The organism is Natranaerobius thermophilus JW/NM-WN-LF, assembly GCF_000020005.1.
GTDB lineage: Bacteria > Bacillota > Natranaerobiia > Natranaerobiales > Natranaerobiaceae > Natranaerobius > Natranaerobius thermophilus.
Window position 1 is genome coordinate 34132 of the sequence record NC_010718.1, and the last position, 26577, is coordinate 60708.

A 26577-nucleotide genomic window follows, 5' to 3' on the forward strand; every position below is an offset into this window, starting at 1 on the left:
CACTGTCCCCATCAGTATGCTATATAACCTGCAATTCAGCAGATTATTAAATCAAGTATTAATTACAGGAGGTGGACATTTTGTCAGATAAACCTATTACGGGAGATCAAAAGGCGTTTATGACTGGTAACGAAGTAGTTGCCTGGGGTGCATTAGCTGCAAAAGCCGATATCATGTACGGTTATCCCATTACACCTCAAAACGAAATTATGCACTACTGGACTCGTTTGGCGCCTCAGTACGACAAAAAGTTTTTACAAACGGAAGACGAAATTTCTGCAGGTTTTACTACTGTTGGCGGTGTATTAGCTGGTAAAAAAGGATTTTCAGCCACTGCCGGGCCTGGAAACACCTTATTCCAAGAAGCCATTTCCATGGCTGAAATGATGAGGGTACCAACGGTAATGGCCATCACTCAAAGAGGAGGGCCTTCAACTGCCACTGTTATATATTCACAACAGGAGGTTACTATGACCTCTTATGGTGGTAATGGTGAAGGATTTAGAATAGTTTATTCAACTGCTACCCATCAAGAACTATTTGACTATACTATCAAATCCTTTAACGCTGCTTGGAAATACAGATTCCCTGCCTTTGTCTTGGGAGATGGTTATCAAGCAAAAATGAGAGAACCTTTAACAATGTACGACCCAGAAGAAAAGGGAATTGAATTGATTAAACCTGAAGCAAGTGTGGGTATGGAAGGCGTCCCTGGAATTGACAGGGAAGTTGCTCACTTGAGAAACACCTATAATACAGAAGACGAACTTTATGAAGTAGTTATGGACTTAGCCAAAGCTTATGAAGAAATTGCACCTGAAGTGGTAGAATACGAAGAGTATAAAACCGATGATGCTGAGGTACTTCTAACAGGTCATGGTGTAGTTAACAGAGCTTGCCAAGCTGCTGTCGACATTTTAAGGGAACAAGGTATTAAAGCTGGAGCATTTAGACCGATTACTTTAAGACCTTTCCCAGAGCAAGAACTTAGACAAGCTGTAGCTAAGCCTGACAAGCTATTAGTTATTGAGTCTGCCCATGGGCAGTTTAAGCGTCAAGTTACTGATGCTTTATACGGTGAAACTATTGAGATGGACACTCTGTATAAACCAGGAATGGGAGTTACAGCGGAAGAGATTGTTGAAAGAGTTAAGTCATACTAAACCAACTATTTGGAAGGAGGTTCTCCATTGACTGAACTACAACCTAGTATGCCAAAATCTTGGTGTAAAGAAACAAAACCCCATAAATTTTGTCCTGGATGCGGACATGGCTTAGTTTTAAAGGCATTGGGGGAAGTGATTGACGAATTAGATATTCAGGGTAATACAGTATTTGGCTGTGATATCGGATGTTCTCTATTAGCCTGGGACTTTTTCAATGTAGATTCAATTCAAACTCATCACGGAAGAACTACTCCAGTAATCACAGGGATTAAGAGAGTTCGCCCCGAGATGGTAGGGATTGCCTACATGGGAGATGGTGGAGGTTACGCTATCGGTTCCCAGCACTTGTTAAATTCAGCTACTCGAAATGAATTAGTTACAATAATCTTGGTTAATAATGCTAACTACGGCATGACCGGGGGACAAATGGCTCCCACAACTTTACCAGATATGAAGACTGAAACTTCTCCTTACGGTAGGGATGTCCAAGAAACTGGAAATCCAACTAAAGGGCCTGAAATGCTGTCAGCAATATGTCAGGACGGTGCCTATGTGGCAAGAGGAAGCATTTCGAACCTGCGAAATCTGAAAAAATATATCAAAAATGCACTAACTAACCAATTGGAAGGTAATGGTTTTTCCTTCGTAGAAGCTTTAGCATCATGTCCTACTAACTGGAGAACTAATGCAACTCAAACATGGGATTTCGTAGAAAATGATATGAGTAAGTACTTTGAAGTTGGAGAATTTTTGACACCGAAAAAGGAGGGTTAAGCTTGGATAATACGACAAAAATTGCTCTGGCCGGTGAAGGAGGCCAGGGAGTCCAATCAGTTGCCGACATTTTTGCAGAGGCTGCCAATGATACAGAAAAGCAAGCACTATATATTCCAAACTTTGGAGTAGAGCAGCGTGGTGGTGTGTCTGTAGCTTATGTTCAGATAGCGGAAGAACAAATCGGGTCACCTAAATTTACTAAAGGGGACATTGTAGTAGCTCTTAGCGGTAGAGCTGTTGATAGAACAGAAAAGTACGTGGGAGAGAATACAATTTTTGTTTATGATAGTTCCTTGATAGATATGCCCGAAGAACGAGAAAATGAAGGTTCTGGTTTAGGACAAGCTAAGAAGATACTAGGCATTCCCGCTAATGATATCGCGAAGCAGGAGTTTCATCCTCGAGTATTTAATATCATGGTGCTTGGTGCCGTGATTGAATTATCGAAAGTGCTACCTCCTGAAGCAGTGAAAAATGCTATTGAAAAGAAACTACAGCGAAAATTTGAACAGAACCCTAAATTGAGAGAAATGAATATGGAAGCCTTCGATAGAGGTATGGAACTGGCCAAGGAATCAGCAGAAGAAAAGATTTAACGAGGGGGGTATTGATTGTGAGTGCAGCCGAAAACTATCAAAAATTAACCTATGAAAAAGAAGGAAAAGGTAAATGGCACTTATTTCCAGGACTATGCAAGGGCTGCGGCCTTTGTATGGAAAAATGCCCTAAAAATGTGATCAGTTGGTCAGATCAATTGGGGGTTTATGGTACACCTGCAGTAGAAATTGACGCGGAAGGATGTATTTACTGCGGAATCTGTGAACAAGTATGTCCTGATGTTGCCATAAAAGTAGAGAAAGAGAAAAAGAAATAAATTAAGGCTATAACTAAAAGGGTCCTGCTTGACTAGGCAGGATCCTTTTTATACATTGTAGTTAATTTTATTTTTTATTCCCCTAGTTTTTTAATAATTGAATTACATTGTTTCAAACACTTTCTTCCTCGTTCGTAGTATTCCATATTTAAATAGAGATGGGACATCCAGCTGTAGTAAAATAATAATTTCTTGTCGGAAAATATTTTTCTACGTCTTGCTCTATCCACTAGATCGTTTAAAAATTGTAATACTATAAAGCAGTTGTCAAAATCTTCTTTTTCCAAATGAATTTTGGACAGCTCATAAGATAGATCAATTTTTTCAGATAGGCTATCAACTAACTCCAGATCAAAGGGAGCTAGGCCTTTAATTTTCTCTTTTTTATCTAGTTGTAAATAAATATTCAATAATTTTAGCTTTAACCTTTCCCTTTGATCATTAGATTCTAATAATGTGAATTGTTCTAAAGCTTTTAAATAATATCTTTCAGCTGAAGTTAAATTCCCTTCAGTTTCTTCAAGTTCACCTAAAGCCAGCTGAGTCTTTCCTGTATATTTATTTTTATTAAACATTACAAATTGTTCTATAGCTGTTTCAAAGGCAACTCTAGCTTTAGCAAATTTTCCGGTCTTTTGGTAACATCTACCTAATAAATAGTGCAGTTCTCCAAAATTATAAAAATTGTTTGTTTTAGATGAATAGGGAATTGCCTGAGTGAGAGTGTTAATTGCCTCATGGTACTTTTGCTCTCCTAAATAAGACAAGGCTAGATTAAAGTAAACATCTAGATATAATATATTATCCATGACGAAATGGTCTTCTAATATATTGATAGCCTGTTGTAAGTGTTGAGTTGCTTCTTTATATGATTCAGATTGGTTATAAATTTCGCCTATGTGATTTAAGGTAGAACATAATTCATGGTGGTATTTATGATCTCCGAAAATGATTTTGGCTTTTTTTAGAGAAGAAAGAGATTTTTGAATGTTATTTCCCTGGAAATAAATCTCACCTTGTTCCTTCATTAATAGACCGGCATATTTAGGTGATATATCTTGTAGTTTCAAAGATTTCGTGATAAGTTCTAAGGCCTCATCCATTTTATTAGATTGAATAAGATTTCTAGCTTTATTTAAAGCGTTTATAGCTTGCTCATCATCCTTATCAGGGTCTTCAGGTTCATAAAAGTAGCTTAGTGGTAAATTTAAACGGTCAGCTATGATGGACAGAACCCGATCAGATGGCTTAACAAGTCCTTTTTCAATTTGACTTAAAAAGCTGCGGTTAAAATCTTTACCGGCTAATTCCTCTTGAGTCATATCCTTTTCATAACGAGCTCTTTTAATTTTTTGGCCTATATTATTTCCCACAACTCCCACTTTTCCAACCTCCTTAAAATTTCTCCTATACTTATAGCTTACCACAAAACCAAGAAATTAAGAAATATTTTTTTAAAAAATAGTCCTTATAGGGTGAAAAATGTTATACTATTTCTAAACAATCAATAACAAATTAACTAAAATTGGTTAATAGAGATAAAGGGGGCATGAAGCTATGTCTGATGATTTATTTGCCCTGGATATAGGTACAAGATCTGTTATTGGCCTGGTTTGTAGACCGGATAACGAAAACAAAATAAAAGTCCGAAGTTTTGAAATTAGGGAACATGAGATGAGGAGTATGTACGATGGTCAAATTCATGATATCGATAGTGTAGCTCAAGTTGTTCAGGATGTTAAGACTACTTTAGAGAAAAAAACTGATAACAAGTTTGGCAGTGCTGCTATAGCTGCTGCTGGAAGATCTCTCGAAACAGAAAAGTATTATTTAGAGACTAGTTTGAACCCTGAACAAAGGATTGATCCTGAACAGGTATATGCCCTGGAACTAGAAGCTGTGAAAGCTGCTGAAAATCAGCTACAAGAAAGAATGAGTAGTCGTAATATTCATGACCCCAATTATTATTGTGTAGCTCATTCTGTCATCAATTATACCCTAAATAGCCATGATATAATCAATCCTATTGGTCAAAAAGGAGATACATTAGGTGTAGAAATAATAGCTACTTTTTTACCACAAGTAGTAGTAGATGGGTTAGAAGGCGTTATGAATCAAGTGGGTTTATCCATTTCTAATCTTACTTTAGAGCCAATAGCTGCTATTAGCTTAGCTATTCCAGAAAAAATAAGAATGTTAAATTTAGCCCTGGTGGATATTGGTGCAGGTACCTCAGATATTGCCATTACTGACAAAGGAAGTGTGGTAGCTTATCAAATGGTTCCTTTAGCAGGAGATGAAATAACTGACAAACTATGTAAAGAATTATTAGTAGAATTTGACACCGGAGAGAAAATCAAATTTTTCTTGTCTCAAAATAAAAAAGAAAAGTTGAGTTATTACGATATTCTGGGTAACAAGCAGGAAATAACAAAACAGAAACTCAAGACTATAATAGAACCACAATTAGAGAGACTAAGCAAAAATATTGGAGAAGCTATTTTAGAAGTGAATAATGGAGCTCCTAGTGCCGTTTTCTGTGTGGGGGGCGGTAGTGAATTACCTGGTTTGGCCGAAAAGCTAGCTAGTAAATTAGATTTGCCCCAGGAGAAAGTTGCTGTAAAAGGTTATGAGAAATGGGAAAAGGTTAAAAATTTACGAAAAGGCTTAAAAGGACCCCAGGGAGTTACTCCCCTTGGAATTGCTTTAAGTTCTGTACAAAATAAAAATTTTGGATTTATAGATGTTACAGTAAATAATGAACTTGTAAGATTATTTGAACACGGTGACATTAAAGTTGCTAATGCCCTGGTATCTGTAAGATTTCCTATGAAAGATTTGATTCCCAAACCTGGAGAAGGTCTAACTGTCTGGTTAAATGGTGAAAAAATATATTATCCTGGTCAGGAAGGTAAAACAGCCCAAATTAAGGTTAACGGTGAACCTGCTAGCTTGGAAACAGAATTAAAAACAGGAGATGAAATTACAGTCGAACCCGCACAAAAAGGGCCCAAGGCATCAGTGAAAATATCACAAATATTAAAACAAACAACTAATCAATATTTTTATTTTAATGATGATCAAATTAATTTTCCACAAGCTATTTATATTGATAAGGAAAGAATTGACCAAAAAAAAGGTCTTGATCTTTATATAAATCAAGATTGCCAAATTGAAACACGAGTGATTAATACCGTGGACGAGCTTATGAAACGTTTAGAAATTGATAATACTAAGTACTGTTTGTATGATAGTCAAAATAACAGATTTTTAGATGATACTGAAAATATAAAACCACAACAAGAAATTATTGTTAAACAAAAGTCTTTAAATGATTCAAAATCTGATGAAATTGTAGAATCAGAAACAACTAAAGGGGAAAATAAAGACAAAGGTCCGGAACAAATTCAGATTAATGTGAATGGAGAAGAACTTCAATTACCTGAAAAGGACTCCCATATATTTATGGATATATTTAATGTAGTGGATTTCAAGACTTCAATGAAAAAAGGAGATCTAGTCATGAAAATTAACGGAGAGCCAGCAGAGTTTACCGATGTTATTAAAAATGGAGATGAGTTGATGATTTACTGGTCAGAAGAAGGTCCTAAAAAACTTCCTAGAATTTAGGGCGATATATCTATTAATTATATGTCAATGTTCTTTGAAAATGTCACCTAAAAACGCATAAATTTGTTCAGAGAAAATGTCACCCCCCAGGAAGGTAGACCGAGTTTTAAACTCGGTCCCTGGTATTTAGTATAGTATCTAAAAGTTCTTGATCAGTCAGGTCGTAGTTAAGATTTGTTCTTTCACTTTGTTTTCTCCAAGGGTGATTTTCATCTGGGACTATTCTATTTTTAGGTGATTGCGTTGTTTTAACTTTTTTGGTCATTTTAGTAGTTGAAGGCTTGTCCACAATTTGAGTTTCAAACACCATATCTTTATATTTTACTTTAACTCCAAATTTAGGATTAGATAGGACAGTAACTTTAGATTTAGGAACCAGTTGACTATTTTTATCTAAAATTTGATAGTAACTTCCTTCAAAAGAGAAAGTGGCACTGTTGTCCACAGTTCTTTTGAATTTAGAACAAAGTATATGATCAAGATTAATATCTTGATTTAAACAGGTAAAAGCCGATAGCTCATTTTCGGGCTTTAGGGCAAATCTTTTATTAAAATCAGGCAAGAAATCTTTTTGTAAAAATTCATTAGCTTTCTCCATGGTAGTTATATTGTGTAGCTTAAAAAGTGTGGGCAGTCTGCTTTGTAAAGTATCAAAAAGCCTTTCAACTCGTCCTTTTGCTTGTGGAGAGTTAGCAGGTATAATAGTGACTCCTAACTCTTCCATAGCTGCACCAAATTGAGTAGGCTTAACTTGTTTACCTGCGAGCTGTTCATCAATCGAAAGCTTGTCCGATTTAGGTGATCTAAAAATAGTGTGCTTATCGCTATAAAGACTTGCAGGAATACCATAGTTTGAAATTAACTGATGCATAATCTGAAAGTATCCCTCAAGACATTCATTTTCAACAAAAAATAATCCTAGCAAAGCTCCTGTGGCATCATCGATAGCAGCGTGTAAATCACAATCAAAGCCAGTGTCAAACCAGTCATAAGGTGAGGCGTCTATTTGTACTAAAAGTCCCATTCTGTCCTTGCGTTTGCGTCTGTGGTGACTCTTACTCTTTTTATGTTTTTTAGGACTAGAAATTCCAGCTTTACTAAGAATTCTATGAACAACTGGCCTACTGATAGAGATTTTTTCTCGCTCGTTTAAAAGTTCTGTAAAATGAGTGAAATTTGCATTTGGGTATTTTTCTAACTTTAGAGAAATGATATGTTTTTCAGTACTTTCAGGAACAGAATGATCAGGCTTTTTACCTCGGCTTTTATGTATGACAAAACTGGGTCCTTCTAGTTGCACTCCTTTCTTCAGTCGTTTAATTTGTCGATCACTGAGGTTCAAAGCTCGTGCTGCATCTCTAATGGTTAAGTAGCCATCAATTGTTTGATTGATAATATTTAGTTTTTTAATTTCTTCTTGGGTCATTTGATATGTCACCTTTTTAGTCATAGTGACATTTTCACAGAACATTCTAGGGGTGACAATATCACAGAACAATTACATATATCTATTAATTATATTGACAACTTAGATGGGTTTTGCTAAACTTGCCTTTAATTATCACGTGCTAGTTTGATAAGGACTAGGGTCAATAGGACTAGGAAAACTAATTATAAATAATTTTGTTATATGTTTTAATTAACCGAGGAGGTGTAATACTCATGGAATACAATGATAAAATTGTAAATGAAGGGCTTACTTTTGATGATGTGCTTTTGGTCCCTTCTAAATCTCAAATAATCCCTAAAGACATTGATATTCAAACCAGGCTAACTAATAAAATTAGATTAAATATTCCCTTGATGAGTGCAGGTATGGATACTGTCACTGAAGCTCGCCTTGCCGTAGCCATGGCAAGAGAAGGCGGCATTGGTATCATTCACAAGAATATGTCGATTGATAAGCAGGCTACTGAAGTAGATCGGGTTAAGAGATCGGAACACGGTGTAATTACAAATCCTTTCTCTTTATCCCAAAATCATAAAATATCCGATGCTGCAGCTTTAATGGAACGCTATCGTATATCAGGGGTTCCTATTACGGAAAGTGGTAAATTAATTGGTATCATTACCAACCGCGATTTGAGATTTGAAACCGATTTTAACAGACCGATAAAAGAAGTTATGACAGATTCAAATTTAATAACAGCTTCTGAAGGAATCTCAATGTCAGAAGCTCAGAAGATTCTTCAGGAAAATAAAGTTGAAAAACTACCTTTAACTGATGATGAAGGAAACTTAAAAGGTTTGATAACCATAAAAGATATTGAAAAATCAATTAAGTTTCCCAATGCCGCTAAAGATGAAACTGGTCGGTTACTGGCAGGTGCCGCAGTAGGCCCAGGCAAGGATCTGGATGAACGAGTAGCAGCTTTAGTTGAGGCCAAAGTTGATGTAATTGTTATCGATACTGCCCATGGTCATTCACAGAATGTAATTAAAGCTGTTAGATACGTTAAAGAAACATATCCTGATGTGGAACTAGTAGCAGGTAATGTAGCCACAACTGAAGGAACTAAAGATTTAATAGAAGCGGGAGCTGATGCGGTCAAAGTAGGAGTTGGCCCCGGATCAATATGTACTACTCGAATAGTTTGTGGAGTTGGGGTTCCCCAAATAACAGCTGTATTAGATTGTGCTAAGGTTGCTAAAGAATACGGAGTACCAATAATTTCTGATGGTGGTATCAAATATTCTGGAGATATAGCTAAGGCTTTATCAGTAGGGGCTGATGTTGTCATGATTGGCAGCTTATTTGCTGGTACTGATGAAAGTCCGGGTGAATTTGAAATTTATCAAGGCCGCAGTTATAAAGTCTATAGAGGAATGGGATCTGAAACCTCAATGAAATTAGGAAGTAAAGACAGATATTTCCAAGAAGACAAAAGGAAATTCGTTCCAGAAGGGATAGAAGGACGGGTTCCGTATCGTGGAACCTTACAAGATACAGTTTATCAATTAGTTGGGGGTTTAAGATCCGGTATGGGATATTGTGGTGCTGCTGATATCGAAAGTTTACAAAAGGATTCTCGTATGGTAAGAATCACTGCTTCGGGGTTAAAGGAAAGTCACCCCCACGATGTTCAAATCACTAAAGAAGCACCTAATTATTCATTATAATTAGGTGCTTTTCTTTCAGGGCATACTTTTAAGTTTTGAAATGTTAATTAAATAAAATTTTTTTATTTTTTAAGAAGGAATTTTCTTTAACAAATCGAATTATTAAAGAATAAATAAAATTAAGGGAATAAATATAGATATTATTACTGCTATATAATATAATTTACTAATATCAATAGTAGGACAATTCCAAAAATTTCAAACATTTATAGGGGGGTGGTAAATATAAGGTGATGGATTTTGGACTTAATTTAGTAAACAGATAACAAGGAGGGTTAATATGCCAAATGAACCAAGAGAACAATGGGCATCTAGATTAGGTTTTGTCCTAGCAGCAGCAGGATCAGCAGTTGGATTAGGTAATATTTGGAGATTCCCCTATGTTGTTGGTGAACACGGTGGTGCTGCTTTTTTATTTCTCTATCTTATTGCAATAGTATTAATCGGTTATCCTGTAATGATTACTGAAATTTCTATGGGAAGAAGTACTCAGAAGAACCCTGTAGGTGCTTTTAAAGCCCTAGCTCCTAATACACCCTGGTGGCTCGTAGGGGGATTGGGTGTTCTTACTGGATTTGTAATTTTGAGTTTTTATTCCGTTATTGCCGGTTGGTCTATGTCTTATATTTTTAAAGCTATTGCTGGTTTTCCGGAAGGAGCTGGTGCCAATGAACAATTATTTGGTCAGCATATCGCCGGGGTAGCCGAGCCATTAATATATCATTTTATTTTTATGGTAATAACTGTTGGAGTGATTGCAGCAGGTGTAGTTAAAGGAATTCAGCGAATTGTGGAATTATTAATGCCGATTTTGGTCGTCTTACTATTAATAGTTGTGTTTAGAGGTGTTACTTTAGAGGGTGCGGGAGAAGGTTTAGCATTCTTATTTAGCCCTGATTTTAGTGCTGTGCAGCCTGAAACAATCCTAAGTGCTATTGGTCAATCCTTTTTTACTTTGAGTTTGGGTATGGGAGCTATTATCACTTACGGTAGTTATCTTTCTAGTAAGGATGAAGTGCCTAATAGTGCAATTCAAATTATCGGTGCAGATACAGGGATTGCAATTTTGGCAGGTTTGGCCATCTTTCCAGCGATGTTCGCCCTGGGTTTTGAAACAACTCAAGGCCCTGGATTGGTATTTATTACTTTACCTGCAGTATTTGCTGAAATGCCAATGGGAGAGCTATTCGGATTCTTATTCTTCCTGTTATTGTCAATTGCGGCTTTAACTTCTGCAATTTCACTTCTCGAGGTTGTGGCGGCATATGTTATAGATGAGAAAAACTGGCCTAGGAAAAAGGCAGCTGCTGTGGTAGGAGCTATCATTTTTGTAGTTGGTATCCCACCGGCACTCCATGCTGGGGTCTTATCAGATGTGACAATCATTGGAATGGATATGCTTGATTTTTACGATTTTATTTCTGATAGTATTATGTTGCCCCTAGGTGGTGTCTTGACTGTAATTTTTGCTGGCCACGTTTGGGGGATGAAAAATGTTGCTGATGAAGCCAACAAGGGTTCTCGAGGATTAAAAATAGGTCACTGGATGGAACCATTGCTTAAATATGTAATTCCCCTCGGTGTTTTAATAGTAATGATTGTGGGAATTATTGATACTTTAGGTGGATAAGGCATCACTAATACGAATGTCAACTTTACAATAACCCTGGTCTTTCGGACCAGGGTTATTTTGTGCATGAGCCATTAAAGGATTATTTACCTTTCGTACAGAATATTAATGTGATATAAATTATATAGTAAAAAATAACAATTATAATAAAAAACATGATGGAGGCCATAAATATGGATTCCTTACAACAGGCCATAGATGAGTACATAAAAAATCAATACTCTAGATACCATACACCAGGACATATAGGTGGTGAGGGCAGTCCTGCCATATCATTATTGGGGGAACAAGTATTTAAAGCTGATCTGACTGAATTACCTGGACTCGACGATCTACATGCTCCAGAAAATGTGATTAAAAATGCTCAATCCAGGGCAGCCCAAGTCTTTGGAGCCGATTTTACTCATTTTTTAGTTAATGGATCTTCAGCTGGAATTATTGCTATGATCCTTGCAATGGTTGAGCCAGGAAAAAAACTGGCAGTTCCCCGAAATGCTCATCGATCCGTCTATCATGGTTTGATTTTATCTGGTGCTATTCCCGAATATATACCTGTTGAGGTCCCCAAAGAAAGTCCTGTAGCCTTCAATATATCTCCAGATGAATTGAATAACACTATCTCAACAAATATTGATAGTTCAAAAACACCTGAAGCTGTTTTGATTACTAATCCTAGTTACCACGGAGTTGCCATTGATATGAACAAAGTTGCATTGGATAGTAATATACCCTTGCTAGTTGACGAAGCCCATGGAGCACATTTTATTTTTTCAAAGGATTTGCCTCCTGATGCTTCAGAATATGGTGGCGATTTGTGGGTTCAAAGTACACATAAAACTCTAGGTTCTCTTACTCAAAGTTCCATGCTTCATGGAATTGAAAATTTGGTTTCTCGGGAAAAATTAGCTTTTATGCTACAACTTGTGCAAACCACTAGTCCATCATATCCTTTAATGGCATCATTAGAATCTGTAATCGAATATGCTGACAAATATCATAAACATTGGCAGGAATTTATTAGCAACAGGTTAAAATATATTAGAAATAAAATTTGCGAAATTCCAGGATTACAACTGGTGACACCAGAACAAATTACGACAGGATTTAAATTGGACCCGTCTAAGTTAACTATTGATTTACGGGAACTAAATATTTCCGGGTATAAATTATCAGATTTACTCCGAAATGAATTTGGAATTCAGGTTGAATTGGTAGATAGTAATAGTATTATGCTTATGTTAACTCCATATCACACGGAGAGGGAGTTAGATTATCTTATAAATAGCCTGGAAACAATAGTAAACAATAAAAATAGTTATCAAATTGTCAATAATACTGTAGATAAACAATTAGTAGCAAAAACAGATATTCCCTATCCACAAGTTGAGATTACTCCTAGAGAAGCAGTTTACCAAGAAGGAGAGTATATTGAACTATCTGAAGCTATTGGAAGAGTAGCCCAAGAATTTGTTATTCCTTATCCTCCGGGAATACCTGCATTAGTACCAGGAGAAATTATAACAGGGGATGTATATGAATATTTAAATAAATTAACGGAAAATCCTGAAATACATATACAGGGATTTTACTACAGCAGTTCTAGCTACATTAAAGTGATAAGATGAATCTATTAGAATCTATAACATACAAGGGTGATTACTGTGGAAGAATTTAACCAAGAGTTGAAATTAATGTTGGAGATATTTCCTCCTCATATAAGGGAAAATTTACAAAAAAGAAATGACCTGGAAGATTTGGTGGAAGTAGTCTTGGATTTGGGGAGAAAACCAGAGGCAAGATATCCAAGGGAGTTTATATATTTAACTGATGATACCGTGACAGAAAAGGACTTGGAGTTTATTTATAATCGCACAGGTCCCTTTGGTTTAGATAATCGCTCTGGAATAGAAAAAACTCTACATCGTATTTCTGCCATCAGAAATAGAAGGGATAAAATTGTGGGTCTAACTTGTAGAGTTGGTAAGGCAGTTTATGGTACAGCAGATATAATCAGGGATATTGTAGAACGAGGGGATAAAACTCTTCTTCTTGGACGCCCAGGAGTAGGTAAAACTACTATTTTAAGAGAAGCAGCACGAATACTAGCTGATGAATTTAGAAAACGGGTAATTATAGTTGATACTTCTAATGAAATTGCGGGAGATGGTGATATACCTCATCCCGCCATTGGCCATGCCAGGAGAATGCAGGTTAAGACTCCCGACAAACAGCATGATGTTATGATTGAGGCAGTTGAGAACCACATGCCGGAAGTTATTATTATAGACGAAATTGGTACTTATCAAGAAGCGGAAGCCGCCAGGACTATAGCAGAGCGGGGTGTTCAATTAATCGCTACTGCTCATGGAAATACATTGGAAAATTTGATACTCAATCCCACACTATCAGAATTAATTGGTGGAATAGATACAGTAACTCTCGGAGATGAAGAAGCTAAAAGAAGAAACTCTCAAAAAACTGTTCTAGAAAGAAAGGCACCCTCAACCTTTGATGCAGTTGTAGAGATATTTGATAGAAATACTCTAAAGATCCATGCACCATTGGAAAAAGTAGTTGACTATATTTTAAGGGGTGGAGCACCACGTCCAGAGATAAGACTTAGAAAAAATGACGGTCAGCATGAAATTATCCAAAATTCCAATATCACGGATGAATGGAATGAGATGGATGCCCAAACGGAGGGTAATTATCAAAATGACGCATTACAAAAGATTTATCCCTATGCCGTTAGCAAAGATACATTAAAACGTTTAATTAAAGAATTACAAGTTCCTGCAAAGCTTACCAAACACATGCAAGAAGCTGATATAATGTTAACAGTTAAAGCCCAAAAACGAAAAGGGGCTAAAAAAATCCAAAAAGCTTACCAGGAAAATATTCCTGTACATGTAATACGTAAAAATAAAGAAAAACAAGTAGAAAAAGTATTAAGACATATTTTTAAAAAAGAAGTTGAAGAAAATGATTCAGAAATGTAAAGGGGATGGGGAGATTGTCTAAGAGAGGAAAATTTATAACCTTTGAAGGCATAGATGGTTGTGGAAAAAGTACTCAATTAAAAAAAGTAACCTCTAAATTAAAAAAACTAGGGTTTAATGTGGTTTCAACCCGTGAACCTGGTGGAACTAGTGTAGGGGATGCAATTAGAGAAATACTTTTAGCTCCGAAACATTATAATATGACTATTGAAACAGAAGCACTTTTATATGCGGCTTCACGTGTACAACATATTGAAGAATTTATTATTCCCAACTTAGCTGAGGATAACATAGTATTATGTGATCGCTTTGTTGATTCCAGTGTGGCTTATCAAGGGATAAAGCTCTCCCATGAAGAAGTTATCCGTGTAAATCAACCGGCTTATGATAAAGTGACTCCTGATATAACATTTTTAATAGATATAACTCCCGAACGTGCTGCGAAACGGTTAGGTATAGAAAAAGACCGGATTGAAAATAGGGGGGTGAATTATCAATCTCAAGTCAGGGAAAATTACCTTTTTCTAGCTGAAGAAGAACCTGATAGAATAGTGATTATTAATGGCGACCAATCCGAAGAGAAAGTTTTCGAAGAGTTATGGAATGTTTTGGAAGACATATTGATAAGAAACTGACTAAATTATTAACTTGAATGAATTACGGGGAGAGGAGGTTAAAAATGAAAATGAAGTTGATAATTGTTATTTTGCAGGATAAAGATACGCCCCCTTTATTAGATGCCCTGAATGAAAAAGAGATTAGGGTAACTAAACTTGCTAGTAGTGGTGGGTTTTTAAGGGCAGGGAATACCACTTTACTTATTGGTGTTACACAAGATCAGGTGAATGACGTTATTGACCTAATTAAGAACCACTGTAGTTCAAGGCAGCAAATGGTAAACCCTGTTTCCCCCGTAGGAGGAACAACAGATACTTATTTGCCCTTTCCCGTAGAGGTGACTGTGGGTGGCGCTACTATTTTCGTAGTTGATGTAGATAATTTTGAGCAGGTCTAAAGACAGGTTGTGAAGTTAATAAGGGGGATGCTAGAATGGCAAGAATTAGCGGTATAGGCAAAAGAGGTGAAGAAACCAATAACAAAAAAACAGTAACTACTCCCGGGAGTAGAAAGGTGAATCAAAAAAAACAAAATTTTCAAACCCAATTTTCTAAAGCTCATAAACAAGAACTTAATAAAGAGTTGGATCGGCTTGTTGCAGATATTAATGAAAAAGGACAGAACTTAGCGAATCAAATGACTTGGGAAAGTTTTATCTCTTACAGACAGAGCATCAAAAACTTTTTACAGGTATTCATTGGGGAAGCCTACGAAGTAACAGGATCAAGGGGGAGAAATCGCTTTGGTTCCCAAAAACTGTACCGCCATATTGAAACAATAGATCAAAAATTAGCTGAACTGGGAGAAAAGGTTGTTAAAAATGAAGGAGAGAAAATGGAAGTTATTGCAAGAATAGATGAAATAAGAGGGCTCCTTCTGGATTTATATCAATAAATCTAGAAGGAGCTTAATTTTTGAAAAACAAAAATTCAACTTAATAAGCTCTTACGACGCTTACTGATAAATAATTGCTTAACTAGTCAATACAAAACCCAAAAGCAGACCGATTATTAATCCAGCATTAGCAATGTGACTATGTAGGTTATGGGATTGTGGGATTAATTCATCACTTACTATATAGACCATTGCACCAGCTGCAAAAGCTAGTCCCCCTGCAACGAGAACAGGTGATATATTGAAGATGATTAATCCCAGGGCAGCTCCTAATGGTGTCATAAGTCCGGCAAATAAGGTGAGTAAGAAAACTTTAATCCAGCGTAAACCTCCTGCTCTTAAAGGCCCTGCAGTAGCCATGCCCTCTGGTATATTATGAAGACCGATGGCAATGGCAATATATAGTCCAAGTTCTGGGCTCGATTCTAATCCGGCACCAATGGCTAAACCTTCGGGTAAATTGTGTAGAGCTATTCCAAAGAAAATTAGGTAACCGGTACGAAGAATTTCTTTGTTATTCAAAGGGGATGTGTTTTCTTCAATTATGTCTTCTCCTCCTGACATATGGGCGTGGGGAATAAATTTATCAAGTGCATACATCATAATTGCCCCAAAGGAAAAGCCAATAATAGTCGACGACATCGAACCTATCTCTAAGGACTCTGGCATTAAGTCGAAGGCTGATATAGCTAGCATAATACCACCTGCAAATCCTAATAGACCAGATAAAGCCCTTTGACTAGGTTGTCCAAAAAAAGCTACTATTATAGCTCCTATGGCTGTAGAAATACCAGCTAAAAAACTATAGACTAAAGCTTCCATAACAAACCTCCTAGCTTATAATAAAGTTCTGTTAAGTTATATGATATTTGAATCAGTCTCCGTCCCGGAGTTAAGATAGTTTTAGACAGAAATCAAAACCCTCCGGGAGAAAGGAGACTGATCCATGACTAAAGTTGTATGCCCTAGATGCAATAATAACTGCTCTGACAAGTTTTATAGGTTTGGTTTTGATAATCATGGTCATCAAAAGTATCAATGTCAAGAATGTTTTAGTCAGTTTGCACCTAAGACACTTTCTAAAGGCGGGGATAAAAGAGGTCCTAATAAACCTCGTAAATATCCCTCTTGCCCTAAATGCGGTAAAGCTACATTTTTACATCACGACTATGAATTTTATTCTAATTTGAGGTGTTGGGACAAAAGCTGTAATCATTCTTTCTATGTCCCTAAACCTCAAAGTATTCCTGAACCTTCGCAACTTGATATTGACGGCAAAGTAGACTTCTCTAACATGAGACATTCTCTTCATACTGTTATTCGAGCTCTTTACCTGTACTTTATCAATGGTAGCTCTACTAGAGGTGTCTCACAGTTCCTTATTGATTGTGAAGGAATTAAAGTATCTCATGTTACTATTGCTGACTGGACTAAAAAGTTTGCTCCTCTGTTTCTTTATATCTCTAGATATCTAAAGCCAATAGATCTTGACTCTTCTGATGAGTGGCATGTCGACGAAACTGTAATTAAAATTAAAGGCAAAAGATTCTACGCCTGGACTGTTATTGATGCTGAAACTAGATTTGTGCTTGCATTTCATCTATCTCCTTACAGAGATAGCCAGGCTGCTTTTAAAGTGCTGAACTATGCTAAGAAACATTTTGGACAGCCTCATAGTATCGTTACAGATAGATACTGGGCTTACAATGCTCCAATTAAAGTTCTGTTTCCAAACTCTAATCACATCAGAGTCGAGTCTTTTCAAGATGATATCTCTAATAACTTAATTGAATCTTTTTTTCAGATTTTCAAAAGCTGGGTTAAGCAACGCAGAGGATTTGCTTCTTTCCAGTCAGCCAACAAGTTGATTGCGGTATTTGTGTTTGCTTTTAACTTTGTTAGGACAAGCAATGTTTTGAATCAGTCTACTCCTGCTCAAGTTGCTGGGATTAATTACTCTAATCGTAATAGGACTTTTTGGCTTTTACATAGTAATAATGCCGCTTGACTGCCAAATCTTTTGAAATCTTGCGAGCAAATGAGCTTATTTTTCATAACAACTTAACAGACTCTATAATAATTACTATTTTCATATTATACCATAATTTCAAAGAACAAAAATAGTGGATATGTTGCTTTTTATTAACATAACTTGATATAATCAAAAAGAACCAAATAAAAAATTAGGGTTGGGTGGCAATATGGAAACTACTCAAGAAACAATTAACTTTCAGACATGGAGTTTTGATAAGTTTATTGGTCAAGAAAAAATAGTGAAGAACTTATTAAGACAGTTGACTTCAGGTAATACCGGACATGCTTATATGTTTGTAGGTCCTGAAGGACAAGGAAAGGGGAGCCTTGCTAGAATTTTTGCTGCAGGATTACTCTGTGAATCAGTGGACGAAAATTCAGGTCCATGTGGAATATGTTATTCCTGTAGTAAATTGAAAAAGTCGATTCACCCTGATTTAGTGACGATTGGAAGTGAATCTAAATCAATTAAAATAGAAGAAGTTAGAAAAGTAAAACAGTATATTAATTATCGCCCGACGGACTCAAAGAAAAAGATATATTTAATCGAAAGTGCTGAAAATATGACCCGGGAAGGTGCTAATAGCATTTTAAAGATGCTTGAAGAACCTCCTGAATACGTGGTGTTTTTATTGACAGTTAATGAACTTGAAAGAATGCTGCCCACGGTGATTTCGCGCTGCCAAATTCATCAATTTCTTCCTTTAACTGAGGAACAACTTTATAAAGCGTTAAGTAATCGTACTCATGCAAGTCAGGAACAGCTTGAATTAGCCGTTTCATTGTCCGGTGGTATGATCGGAAGAGGTTTAGCCATCTTACAAGACGAAAGTTATTATGATATGATAAAGAAAGCTCATAGCTTTGTAGAAAAATTTGAGAAGTTAACTTTACCTGAACTCCTTGATTGGGCAGAAAAAATAGATTCAATGGACAATTGTGAAGAGTTTTTAGAGCTTTTAAATATTGTATTTAAACAAAAACTTTCTGAAAACCAAACTTCTGATTCTATAAATAAATTGGCTAGAATAATGGAAATAATTCTCGAAACCAAAGGTCAATTATTGACAAATGTGAATAGGCTTTTGGCTCTTGAAGCTATGATGGTCAAGATAAAGGAGGTGGACTAATATTGGAAAAATATATCGTTGTTGGCGTAAGGTTTAAAAAAGCTGGGAAAATATATTATTTTGATCCCAATGATATAGATTTGGAAGTAGGTAATAAAGTCATTGTTGAAACTGCAAGGGGTTTGGAGTTCGGACAAGTGGTTACAGGTCCCAAAGAAGTAACGGAAGAAGATATTGTTGCTCCACTTAAACAGGTGTTGAGAAAGGCAACAGAGGAAGACGAAGAAAAAGTGGCCGAAATTAAACAAAAAGAAGACCAGGCCTTTGAGGTCTGTTTGGATAAAATCTCCAAACACGGCCTGGAAATGAAATTAGTAGATGTTGAACAGAGTTTTGATGGTAGCAAAATAATCTTTTACTTCACTGCTGATGGTCGAGTAGATTTCAGAGAGCTTGTTAAAGACCTGGCAAGTGTTTTTAAAACACGGATAGAATTAAGGCAAATAGGTGTCCGGGATGAAGCTAAAATGCTAGGTGGTATTGGCCCATGTGGAAGAATCATGTGTTGTGCATCTTTTTTAGGAGATTTTGAACCTGTGTCAATTAAAATGGCCAAGGAGCAAAACTTAGCTTTAAACCCAAATAAAATTTCAGGTATTTGTGGTCGTTTAATGTGTTGTCTTAGATATGAATCCGATATTTATGAAGAAGCCCAAGAGACCTTTCCTCAAACAGGCGAAATTGTAGATACTGGTGAAGGAAAGGGAGAAGTTCAAGATTTTAATGTAATTAAAGAAACTGTTCAGGTTAAAATGGAAGATACTCATATTATTAAAGAATATAACCTTGACGAACTCACAAGGATCAATGGGGGGTGTGGTGGTCAACACAAGTGTCATTCTAAAGATCACTGCCACAATAATCAACTGGAAAAAGATATTGAAGATGAGCTTAGAAAGTTAGAAGATTAATATAAGAAGTTATACACTAACTTAAGAATTTGATAGATAGTTTCTGACTATTTCTTGCCCTTCATTAATTGCATAGGGACCGAGGATCATTAATAAGTCACCCTGTTTAACTTCATTTAAAGCTGTTTCAATTGTTTCTTCTAGATTGTGAATGAATTTAAAAGGTGTCCCTGATGTTTTCAATGGTGATAAAAAAGCGGTCTGTTCTGATGAATGAACTTGATTTGTTGGGGCAGCGTGCGACTTACTGGTGGTAATTATTAGCTCTCTTACTGGTAAGTGATTTACCCACTTTACTAGTCTCTGGCTATTTTCTAGATTTATTTGATCCCCGCGACTTCCCCGAATTGCAAAGACAATAACTAATCTGTTAAAGGGAAGTTGTGATATTGTTTCAAATACAGAACGAATACTGGCAGGGTTATGTGCGCAATCATCTATAATAGTAAAGCTGTTTTTATAAATTACTTCTAAGCGGCGAAATAGGCCCGGAAATTGTTCAGCTGTTTTGATGACCTGTTCCGGGTCAAACCCTGCCATTATACATACTGAAATCGCAAGTAAAGTATTATAAATATTGTGCTTTCCTGGCATTCTGATCTTCAAATTGTGTGATTGGGGCCTAACAGGTTTATTGGTCACTGTAGGCAACTCTTCTTTGATTTGATAGGTAAAACTAGTTTCAAAAGGTTTTAGGTCTACATTTTCAGCAGTTATCATAGCTCCCGGTGAAGAAATTCCGTAGGTAATCACTTTACTCCTGGTTTTATCCCCCATGGAGATTGCATTGGGATCATCTGCATTTAAAACTGAAATGCTATCAGGAGACAACATTTGGAAAAATTTTGTCTTGCTTTTAAAATAGTCATCCCAGGAATCGTGAAAATCCATATGATCGTAAGAAATATTTGTAATTCCAGCAATATCGAAATTAATGGCTGAAACTCTATCCTGCTTTAAACCATGGGAAGATACTTCTTTTGTAAGGTACTTTACTTCCTTTTGAACCATTTTTTCGATTAAACTATATAGCTCAGTAGCTGGCGGTGTTGTTAATTTGGAATCAAATTCTTCACCGTTAATTTTACAGTTTACAGTTCCAATCAGTCCTGACTTTACTCCTAGCTGGTTTATAATATAATCAATTAATGTTGTAGTAGTTGTTTTGCCATTGGTACCGGTAATACCTGTAACTATTAATCTGTGAGAAGGATGATCGTAAAAAGTGGAAGCTAACTTTGCCAGGGTCTTCCTACCATTCCTTACTTTAAAATAAGGAATGGCGCTATCCTTGACCTTGTCAATGTAATCGGCTCTCTCTAGAATGACTGTTGAAGCTCCATTTGCAATCGCCTCTTCTATATAGTCGTGGGCGTCTACCTTAGTGCCCTGACAAGCTACAAAGATCTTGCCTGGAGTTACTTCTTTTGAGTTGTCGGTAATCCCGGAAATAGTTACACCTTCAATATCTGTGCCAGTAGTGCCTAAGTCGGCAAATTCAGTAAACAGCTCAGGTGAGGTGTTTTGTAATAACTTCTTTAAACTGATTTTTCGGGAGTTTTCGGATGAACCAGGCATTAATGATGCTCCTTTAGAAGGTGATATTAGTTTAGCTTTAGTTTTGCCCTTGTATAGTATATTATTCTCTGGGAAAAAGTAGAATAGAGGTGACACTATGGGGAACAATACCAAAAAAGGAAAATTGTTTTTATGTCCGACTCCTATTGGTAATTTGCGGGATATTACTTTAAGAGTAATTGATTGCTTAAAGGAAGTGAATTTAGTGGCCTGTGAAGATACCAGGCGGACTAAGAAATTATTGAATCATTTGGAAATAAATGTAGAAATGTTAAGTTATCATAAATTTAATCAAGAAAGTCGGGGTCAACAAATAATTGAGAAGTTACTACAGGGGATGGATGTAGCTTTAGTATCAGATGCTGGGACTCCATCAATTTCTGATCCCGGGAAATTTTTGGTGCAAGAAGCAATTCAGAAAGAAATAGAAGTCATAGCCTTACCGGGGCCTTCAGCGCCAATTACCGCCTTGGCGGGTTCTGGTTTAGATACTGATTCCTTTATGTTTTTAGGTTATATTCCTGAAAAAGGAATAGAAAGAAAGGATATATTAGCTGAAATAATTGGCTCAGCACATACGGTTATCCTTTATGAGAACTATAATCGACTAGAAAAAACCATTAATGATTTAAGTAAGCAATTAGGTAAACGCCAAATTGTAATTGCCAAAGAGTTAACAAAAGTTCATGAACAGTATATTAGAGGTACAGCTAAAGAATTATTGGAATATCTTGAAAAGAACAGTATAAAAGGTGAATGCACTGTATTGATACAAGGGGCAAATCACACCACGGAGCTAAACTACTTGCCAGGAGAAGATGCAAAAAGTCACTTGAATGAATTAATAGGTCAAGGTTTTACAAAGAAACAAGCTATCAAGTTGGTGAGCCAGCTCAGAGAAATTCCTAAACGTGAAGTTTATCAAATAGCTCTAGAATTAGAAAAAGAAAAATAAATTAAGTGGCAAGCATTTTAGTGCTTGCCACTAATAAAATTTAGTCTGTTATTGGGATTGGAAATTTTGTTATTGTTCAGAATTTACCATTAGGTTAAGATTCATTAGACAACTGATCAATACAATGTTTACAGATGTTCTTACTTTTGTATCTAACCATCTCTTCTTCATCGGCAGTGCCACAGAATAGGCAAGCGGGCTCATACTTTTTCAGAATAATTTGTTCCCCTTCTATAAAAATCTCAAGGGCATCTTTCTGTTCAATTCCTAAATTGCGCCTAAGTTCAATGGGAATTACTATTCTGCCTAACTCGTCCACTCTGCGTACAAGACCAGTAGATTTCATTTTATTACCCTCCCTTTTTTTGACAACTTTCGACAGTTCCATCTATTTACAGTATATCAAATTATTTAATAAATTAAAAGAAAAAAATGAAAGCAAATACAAAAAAATACATGAAAGGCAATTTAAGGATAGTTAGATCTTGTTAATTGCTTTCTTGACAGAGGTTGTTCTTTTGGTATAATCTTATAAATTAAGGGATTGTGGCTTTTTTATCCAATAAAAATTAATGAATAGGCCTTCATCCCGGGGGTTGAAGGCTTTTTCTATTAAAAATTTGAGGGAGGTTTTGCTATGGCCAGGGATAACACATTCTATATTACTACCCCGATTTACTATCCCAGTGATAAGTTACATATTGGGCACTCGTACACTACAGTGGCTGCTGATTGTATGGCTCGATATAAAAAGTTAACGGGATATGATGTTATGTTTTTGACTGGTACCGATGAACACGGCCAAAAAATTGAACGAAAAGCAAAAGAAAATGGGAAAAACCCCCAGCAATTTGTAGATGAAATTGTAGCTAGCATTAAAGAGCTGTGGACATTACTTGATATTGAATATGATGATTTTATTAGAACCACCGAGGAAAGACACAAATCTGTAGTCCAAAAAATATTTGAACGTTTTTACGAGCAGGGAGATATTTACAAAGACCAGTACGAAGGCTGGTACTGCACTCCTTGCGAATCTTTTTGGCTGGAGAGACAGCTTGATGAAGCTAAAACATGCCCGGATTGTGCTCGAGAAGTAGAATGGGTAAAAGAAGAGAGTTACTTCTTTAAAATGAGTAAATATGCCGATCGCTTGTTAGAGCATATTGAAAATAATCCAGAGTTTATTCAACCCGAGTCACGGAAAAATGAGATGATCAATAACTTTTTAAACCCTGGTTTGGAGGACTTATGCGTTTCTCGAACAACCTTTAAATGGGGTATTGAGGTCCCCATGGATAAAGACCATGTAGTATACGTATGGTTAGATGCTCTGACAAACTACTTAAGTGCATTAGGATACTTATCAGAAGATGATACAAAATTTCAAAAGTATTGGCCATGCGATGTACATTTGATGGCCAAGGAGATAGTTAGATTCCATTCGATTTATTGGCCTATTTTCCTTATGGCTTTAGACCTTCCTTTACCTAAACAGGTATTTGGCCATGGCTGGCTTCTGTTGGAGGAAGGAAAAATGAGTAAATCAAAGGGAAATGTAGTAGATCCTGAAGTTTTAGTTAATAAGTACGGTTCAGATGCCATCAGATATTATTTGTTGCGAGAAATATCTTTTGGATCTGATGGAGTGTTCACCTTAGAAGCATTAATTCGTAGAATAAATTACGACTTAGCTAATGATTTGGGTAATCTGTTAAACAGAACCGTGGCCATGATTGACAAATACTTTGATGGTCAGATTCCAGAACCAGTTGTTTCAGAACAGGTGGATAATGACTTGATTAATCATGCACAAGAAACAGTGACAGAGACAGAAAAACACATGGAAGGCATGGATTTCTCGGAAGCATTAAAAGCTCTATGGGAGCTAATAGGGAGAACTAACAAGTATATCGATGAAACACAACCCTGGATTCTTGGAAAAGATCCTAACAAAAAAGATAGATTAGCTACAGTACTTTATAATTTATCTGAAAGTTTACGATATATTTCTGTATTGTTATCACCTTTTATGCCCAGGACGCCAAAGCAAATAAGGAGTCAACTGGGAATAGATAATAACAAAGAAATCCAAACTTATAAGTCTTTGTATGAGTGGGGCCAAATTCCTTCTGGAGTTAGGGTTTCTAAGGATAAACCATTGTTTCCAAGATTGGAAATAGAAGAGGAATTAGAGTCTTTCAATGACAACAGTGAAGAACCACAAAAAGAAGAGAAAGAACAGGATTCTCTGAAATATCCAGAACTGAAAGAACAAGTAGATATTAAGGATTTTCAAAAACTTGATTTAAGAGTAGCTGAAATTGTCAATGTGGAGCCTATCAAAGGCGCAGACAAATTATGGAAGGTCAATGTAGATTTAGGTTTTGAAAATAGACAGGTAGTTGCGGGTATCAAGGAAAGTTTTGGTGCTGAAGATTTGATTGGGAAAAAAGTTATCTTGGTGGCTAATTTAAAGCCGGCCAAAATAAAAGGAGTTAAGTCCCAGGGAATGATCCTAGCTGCCAATGATGAAGGTACAAATCAGTTGGAATTACCCAATTTTATCTCAGACAAAATCACTAAAGGAAGTCAGGTGAGGTAAATTGAATATTATTGATACACATGCTCATCTAGATGATAAACGCTTTTCTTCTGATTTGGAAGATGTGATTGAAAGGGCTAAACAAAAGAAAGTCTCTCAGATTATTAATGTAGGTATTAATATCGACTCATCGCAAAAGTCTGTGGAAATGGCTAAAAAGTATCCAGAAATATATGCAACAGTAGGAGTCCATCCCCATGATGCAAAAAAAGTTCCGGATAACTATTTAGACGAATTAAAGAAAATGGTTACTGAGAATAAAGATGTGGTTGTTGGGATTGGAGAAATGGGGTTAGACTATTTTAAGAACCGTTCACCCCAAGAAACGCAAAAAAGTATTTTTAGAGCCCAATTAGAATTTGCCAAAGAATTACAGCTCCCTGTTATAATACATGACCGGGCTGCCCATGAGGATGCCCTTGAAATAGTAAAAGATTTTCAAAATGATGTTTTTGGAGTTTTTCATTGTTTTGCGGGAGATGAAGAAATAGCTTCTCAAGTTATGGATATGGGTTTTTACATTTCCTTTACAGGTAATATATCTTTTCAAAAAGCTGACAAGTTAAGGGATGTTGTTAAATACGCTCCATTGTCTAGAATCATGATTGAGACTGATTGCCCTTATATGGCTCCTGTTCCCTTTAGAGGAAAAAGAAATGAACCAGCCTTTACCAGACTTGTTGCAGAAGAAGTCGCTGACATAAAAGGAGAAAGCTTCGAAGATGTAGTAACAACTACAACAAAAAATGCCAAAGATTTATTCCGGATTTAGGGGGGACTAAAATGAAAACTATGAGAATAAGTCTCTTGTTTGGATTGTTTCTCTTATTTTTGCAAATGGATAGTGGAGCTCTAGTTATGGAACAGGAATACCAAGTAGAAGTAGTAATTGATGGTGAAAAAACGGATGAACTGACGGTTAAAGGTAAACCCGAACAGGAAAACCTGATTGAAAAAATTGATTTAGAGCTCGATGATCAAGATGAAGTAAAGCTTACTGAGCTAAAAGCAGATAACAGTGACCAAGATATTTATTGGAGATTAGAAATTAATGAATGGAGAACCGAGACCGAAGAACAAGTCGAGATTCTACCTTATGGAGAAGAGACTAGAGAAAACGATCAACTTTTAAAAGGTAAAACCAGAAAAATTCAAGAAGGACAAAGAGGTTCTCGTATAAAAGAGATACGTTCGGAGTATTTGGGAGATGAACTTATCAATGAAGAGAAGAATTACGATGTGATAGAGTTACCGCAAACAGAAATTATCGAAAAAGGGACTTATGAACCTCCGGGTTATTCATATATTGAAGATAAAGAAGTAATAGAAGTTAAGGGAACCGAAACAGGAGAAGCATCTTGGTACGGGGCAAGATTTCACGGGAACAGAACATTCAGTGGCGAAATCTATGATATGTATGATTTGACAGCTGCTCATCCAAGTTTACCTATGAATTCACTAGTTCACGTTGAATTTCCCGTTACTGGAGAAAGTGTGATTGTGCGCATCAATGACAGAGGACCACATGTTGGTGGACGTATTATCGATTTATCGAAGCAAGCTGCTGAAAAAATTGGTTTAGCGCCCCATGGTGTTGGCGATGTCAAAGTAAAAGTTCTAGAAAACGACAATTAATATAAGTGAGCGGTTATGCTA

Annotated in this window: 24 protein-coding genes; 19 read left to right on the top strand and 5 right to left on the bottom strand. The window is 36.3% G+C overall.

The window, feature by feature from the left end; genetic code table 11:
* The first annotated feature begins 80 nt into the window (after nucleotides 1–80).
* The 4 genes from NTHER_RS00160 to NTHER_RS16195 are packed head-to-tail and all read left to right on the top strand — an operon-like array spanning nucleotide 81 to nucleotide 2817.
* Nucleotides 81–1163 (top strand): transketolase C-terminal domain-containing protein, encoded by a 1083-nt coding sequence (locus tag NTHER_RS00160; protein WP_012446512.1) that lies wholly within the window; start codon nucleotides 81–83, stop codon nucleotides 1161–1163.
* A 48-nt stretch (nucleotides 1164–1211) separates the two neighbouring features.
* Nucleotides 1212–1940 carry a thiamine pyrophosphate-dependent enzyme gene (locus tag NTHER_RS00165; protein ID WP_041367238.1) on the top strand — a complete coding sequence of 243 codons (729 nt, stop codon included), beginning with the start codon at nucleotides 1212–1214 and terminating at the stop codon, nucleotides 1938–1940.
* Between the two features lie 2 nt (nucleotides 1941–1942).
* Nucleotides 1943–2539, top strand: coding sequence for a 2-oxoacid:acceptor oxidoreductase family protein (locus NTHER_RS00170; RefSeq protein ID WP_012446514.1), 597 nt, complete (start codon nucleotides 1943–1945; stop codon nucleotides 2537–2539).
* 17 nt (nucleotides 2540–2556) lie between these two features.
* Entirely contained in the window at nucleotides 2557–2817 is a 261-nt protein-coding gene (locus NTHER_RS16195; RefSeq protein ID WP_012446515.1) for a 4Fe-4S dicluster domain-containing protein, read from the top strand.
* A gap of 74 nt (nucleotides 2818–2891) precedes the next feature.
* On the opposite strand, the gene NTHER_RS00180 is transcribed toward NTHER_RS16195, so the two are convergent.
* The gene (locus NTHER_RS00180) at nucleotides 2892–4199 is read right to left on the bottom strand and encodes a helix-turn-helix domain-containing protein (RefSeq protein ID WP_012446516.1); all 1308 of its coding nucleotides are present in this window, start codon (nucleotides 4197–4199) and stop codon (nucleotides 2892–2894) included.
* A 175-nt stretch (nucleotides 4200–4374) separates the two neighbouring features.
* Between NTHER_RS00180 and NTHER_RS00185 the strand changes: the two genes are divergently transcribed.
* Nucleotides 4375–6447: a cell division protein FtsA gene (locus tag NTHER_RS00185; RefSeq protein WP_012446517.1), complete on the top strand. Its 2073-nt coding sequence runs from the start codon at nucleotides 4375–4377 to the stop codon at nucleotides 6445–6447.
* A 106-nt stretch (nucleotides 6448–6553) separates the two neighbouring features.
* Here the strand turns inward: NTHER_RS00185 and NTHER_RS00190 are convergent, their stop codons facing one another.
* Nucleotides 6554–7945: an ISNCY family transposase gene (locus NTHER_RS00190; RefSeq protein ID WP_202943851.1), complete on the bottom strand. Its 1392-nt coding sequence runs from the start codon at nucleotides 7943–7945 to the stop codon at nucleotides 6554–6556.
* A 164-nt stretch (nucleotides 7946–8109) separates the two neighbouring features.
* On the opposite strand from NTHER_RS00190, the gene guaB reads away from it, so the two are divergent.
* From guaB to NTHER_RS00225, 7 genes are all read left to right on the top strand, one after another.
* Entirely contained in the window at nucleotides 8110–9567 is a 1458-nt protein-coding gene (gene guaB, locus NTHER_RS00195) for an IMP dehydrogenase (RefSeq protein WP_012446519.1), read from the top strand.
* A 280-nt stretch (nucleotides 9568–9847) separates the two neighbouring features.
* Nucleotides 9848–11197: a sodium-dependent transporter gene (locus NTHER_RS00200; RefSeq protein ID WP_012446520.1), complete on the top strand. Its 1350-nt coding sequence runs from the start codon at nucleotides 9848–9850 to the stop codon at nucleotides 11195–11197.
* 173 nt (nucleotides 11198–11370) lie between these two features.
* On the top strand, nucleotides 11371–12822 hold the full coding sequence (locus NTHER_RS00205) for an aminotransferase class I/II-fold pyridoxal phosphate-dependent enzyme (RefSeq protein WP_012446521.1): 1452 nt from the start codon (nucleotides 11371–11373) through the stop codon (nucleotides 12820–12822).
* Nucleotides 12823–12858: 36 nt separating this feature from the next.
* Nucleotides 12859–14196: an AAA family ATPase gene (locus NTHER_RS00210; RefSeq protein ID WP_012446522.1), complete on the top strand. Its 1338-nt coding sequence runs from the start codon at nucleotides 12859–12861 to the stop codon at nucleotides 14194–14196.
* A 14-nt stretch (nucleotides 14197–14210) separates the two neighbouring features.
* Nucleotides 14211–14831, top strand: coding sequence for a dTMP kinase (gene tmk / locus NTHER_RS00215; protein ID WP_012446523.1), 621 nt, complete (start codon nucleotides 14211–14213; stop codon nucleotides 14829–14831).
* Nucleotides 14832–14881: 50 nt separating this feature from the next.
* Nucleotides 14882–15211, top strand: coding sequence for a cyclic-di-AMP receptor (locus tag NTHER_RS00220; protein ID WP_041367241.1), 330 nt, complete (start codon nucleotides 14882–14884; stop codon nucleotides 15209–15211).
* Between the two features lie 35 nt (nucleotides 15212–15246).
* The gene (locus NTHER_RS00225) at nucleotides 15247–15708 is read left to right on the top strand and encodes a YaaR family protein (RefSeq protein WP_012446525.1); all 462 of its coding nucleotides are present in this window, start codon (nucleotides 15247–15249) and stop codon (nucleotides 15706–15708) included.
* 78 nt (nucleotides 15709–15786) lie between these two features.
* Here the strand turns inward: NTHER_RS00225 and NTHER_RS00230 are convergent, their stop codons facing one another.
* On the bottom strand, nucleotides 15787–16530 hold the full coding sequence (locus NTHER_RS00230) for a ZIP family metal transporter (RefSeq protein WP_012446526.1): 744 nt from the start codon (nucleotides 16528–16530) through the stop codon (nucleotides 15787–15789).
* Between the two features lie 124 nt (nucleotides 16531–16654).
* Between NTHER_RS00230 and NTHER_RS00235 the strand changes: the two genes are divergently transcribed.
* The 3 genes from NTHER_RS00235 (at nucleotide 16655) to NTHER_RS00245 (ending at nucleotide 19783) form a co-directional block, all read left to right on the top strand.
* Nucleotides 16655–17716, top strand: coding sequence for an IS6 family transposase (locus NTHER_RS00235; RefSeq protein ID WP_012446527.1), 1062 nt, complete (start codon nucleotides 16655–16657; stop codon nucleotides 17714–17716).
* A gap of 193 nt (nucleotides 17717–17909) precedes the next feature.
* Nucleotides 17910–18872, top strand: coding sequence for a DNA polymerase III subunit delta' (gene holB, locus NTHER_RS00240; protein WP_012446528.1), 963 nt, complete (start codon nucleotides 17910–17912; stop codon nucleotides 18870–18872).
* Nucleotides 18873–18874: 2 nt separating this feature from the next.
* On the top strand, nucleotides 18875–19783 hold the full coding sequence (locus NTHER_RS00245; RefSeq protein WP_012446529.1) for a PSP1 domain-containing protein: 909 nt from the start codon (nucleotides 18875–18877) through the stop codon (nucleotides 19781–19783).
* A gap of 21 nt (nucleotides 19784–19804) precedes the next feature.
* Here the strand turns inward: NTHER_RS00245 and NTHER_RS00250 are convergent, their stop codons facing one another.
* Complete coding sequence (locus NTHER_RS00250) at nucleotides 19805–21361, bottom strand: Mur ligase family protein (protein ID WP_012446530.1); 1557 nt, start codon at nucleotides 21359–21361, stop codon at nucleotides 19805–19807.
* A 97-nt stretch (nucleotides 21362–21458) separates the two neighbouring features.
* Here NTHER_RS00250 and rsmI point away from each other — a divergent pair, with 97 nt between their 5' ends.
* Nucleotides 21459–22316: a 16S rRNA (cytidine(1402)-2'-O)-methyltransferase gene (gene rsmI / locus NTHER_RS00255; RefSeq protein ID WP_012446531.1), complete on the top strand. Its 858-nt coding sequence runs from the start codon at nucleotides 21459–21461 to the stop codon at nucleotides 22314–22316.
* Between the two features lie 94 nt (nucleotides 22317–22410).
* On the opposite strand, the gene NTHER_RS16320 is transcribed toward rsmI, so the two are convergent.
* On the bottom strand, nucleotides 22411–22662 hold the full coding sequence (locus tag NTHER_RS16320) for an AbrB/MazE/SpoVT family DNA-binding domain-containing protein (RefSeq protein ID WP_012446532.1): 252 nt from the start codon (nucleotides 22660–22662) through the stop codon (nucleotides 22411–22413).
* Nucleotides 22663–22953: 291 nt separating this feature from the next.
* Here NTHER_RS16320 and metG point away from each other — a divergent pair, with 291 nt between their 5' ends.
* The 3 genes from metG to NTHER_RS16080 are packed head-to-tail and all read left to right on the top strand — an operon-like array spanning nucleotide 22954 to nucleotide 26556.
* Nucleotides 22954–24921 carry a methionine--tRNA ligase gene (gene metG / locus NTHER_RS00265; protein WP_012446533.1) on the top strand — a complete coding sequence of 656 codons (1968 nt, stop codon included), beginning with the start codon at nucleotides 22954–22956 and terminating at the stop codon, nucleotides 24919–24921.
* A 1-nt stretch (nucleotide 24922) separates the two neighbouring features.
* Nucleotides 24923–25693 carry a TatD family hydrolase gene (locus tag NTHER_RS00270; protein ID WP_012446534.1) on the top strand — a complete coding sequence of 257 codons (771 nt, stop codon included), beginning with the start codon at nucleotides 24923–24925 and terminating at the stop codon, nucleotides 25691–25693.
* A gap of 11 nt (nucleotides 25694–25704) precedes the next feature.
* Nucleotides 25705–26556: a septal ring lytic transglycosylase RlpA family protein gene (locus NTHER_RS16080; RefSeq protein ID WP_012446535.1), complete on the top strand. Its 852-nt coding sequence runs from the start codon at nucleotides 25705–25707 to the stop codon at nucleotides 26554–26556.
* The last annotated feature ends 21 nt before the right edge of the window (nucleotides 26557–26577 follow it).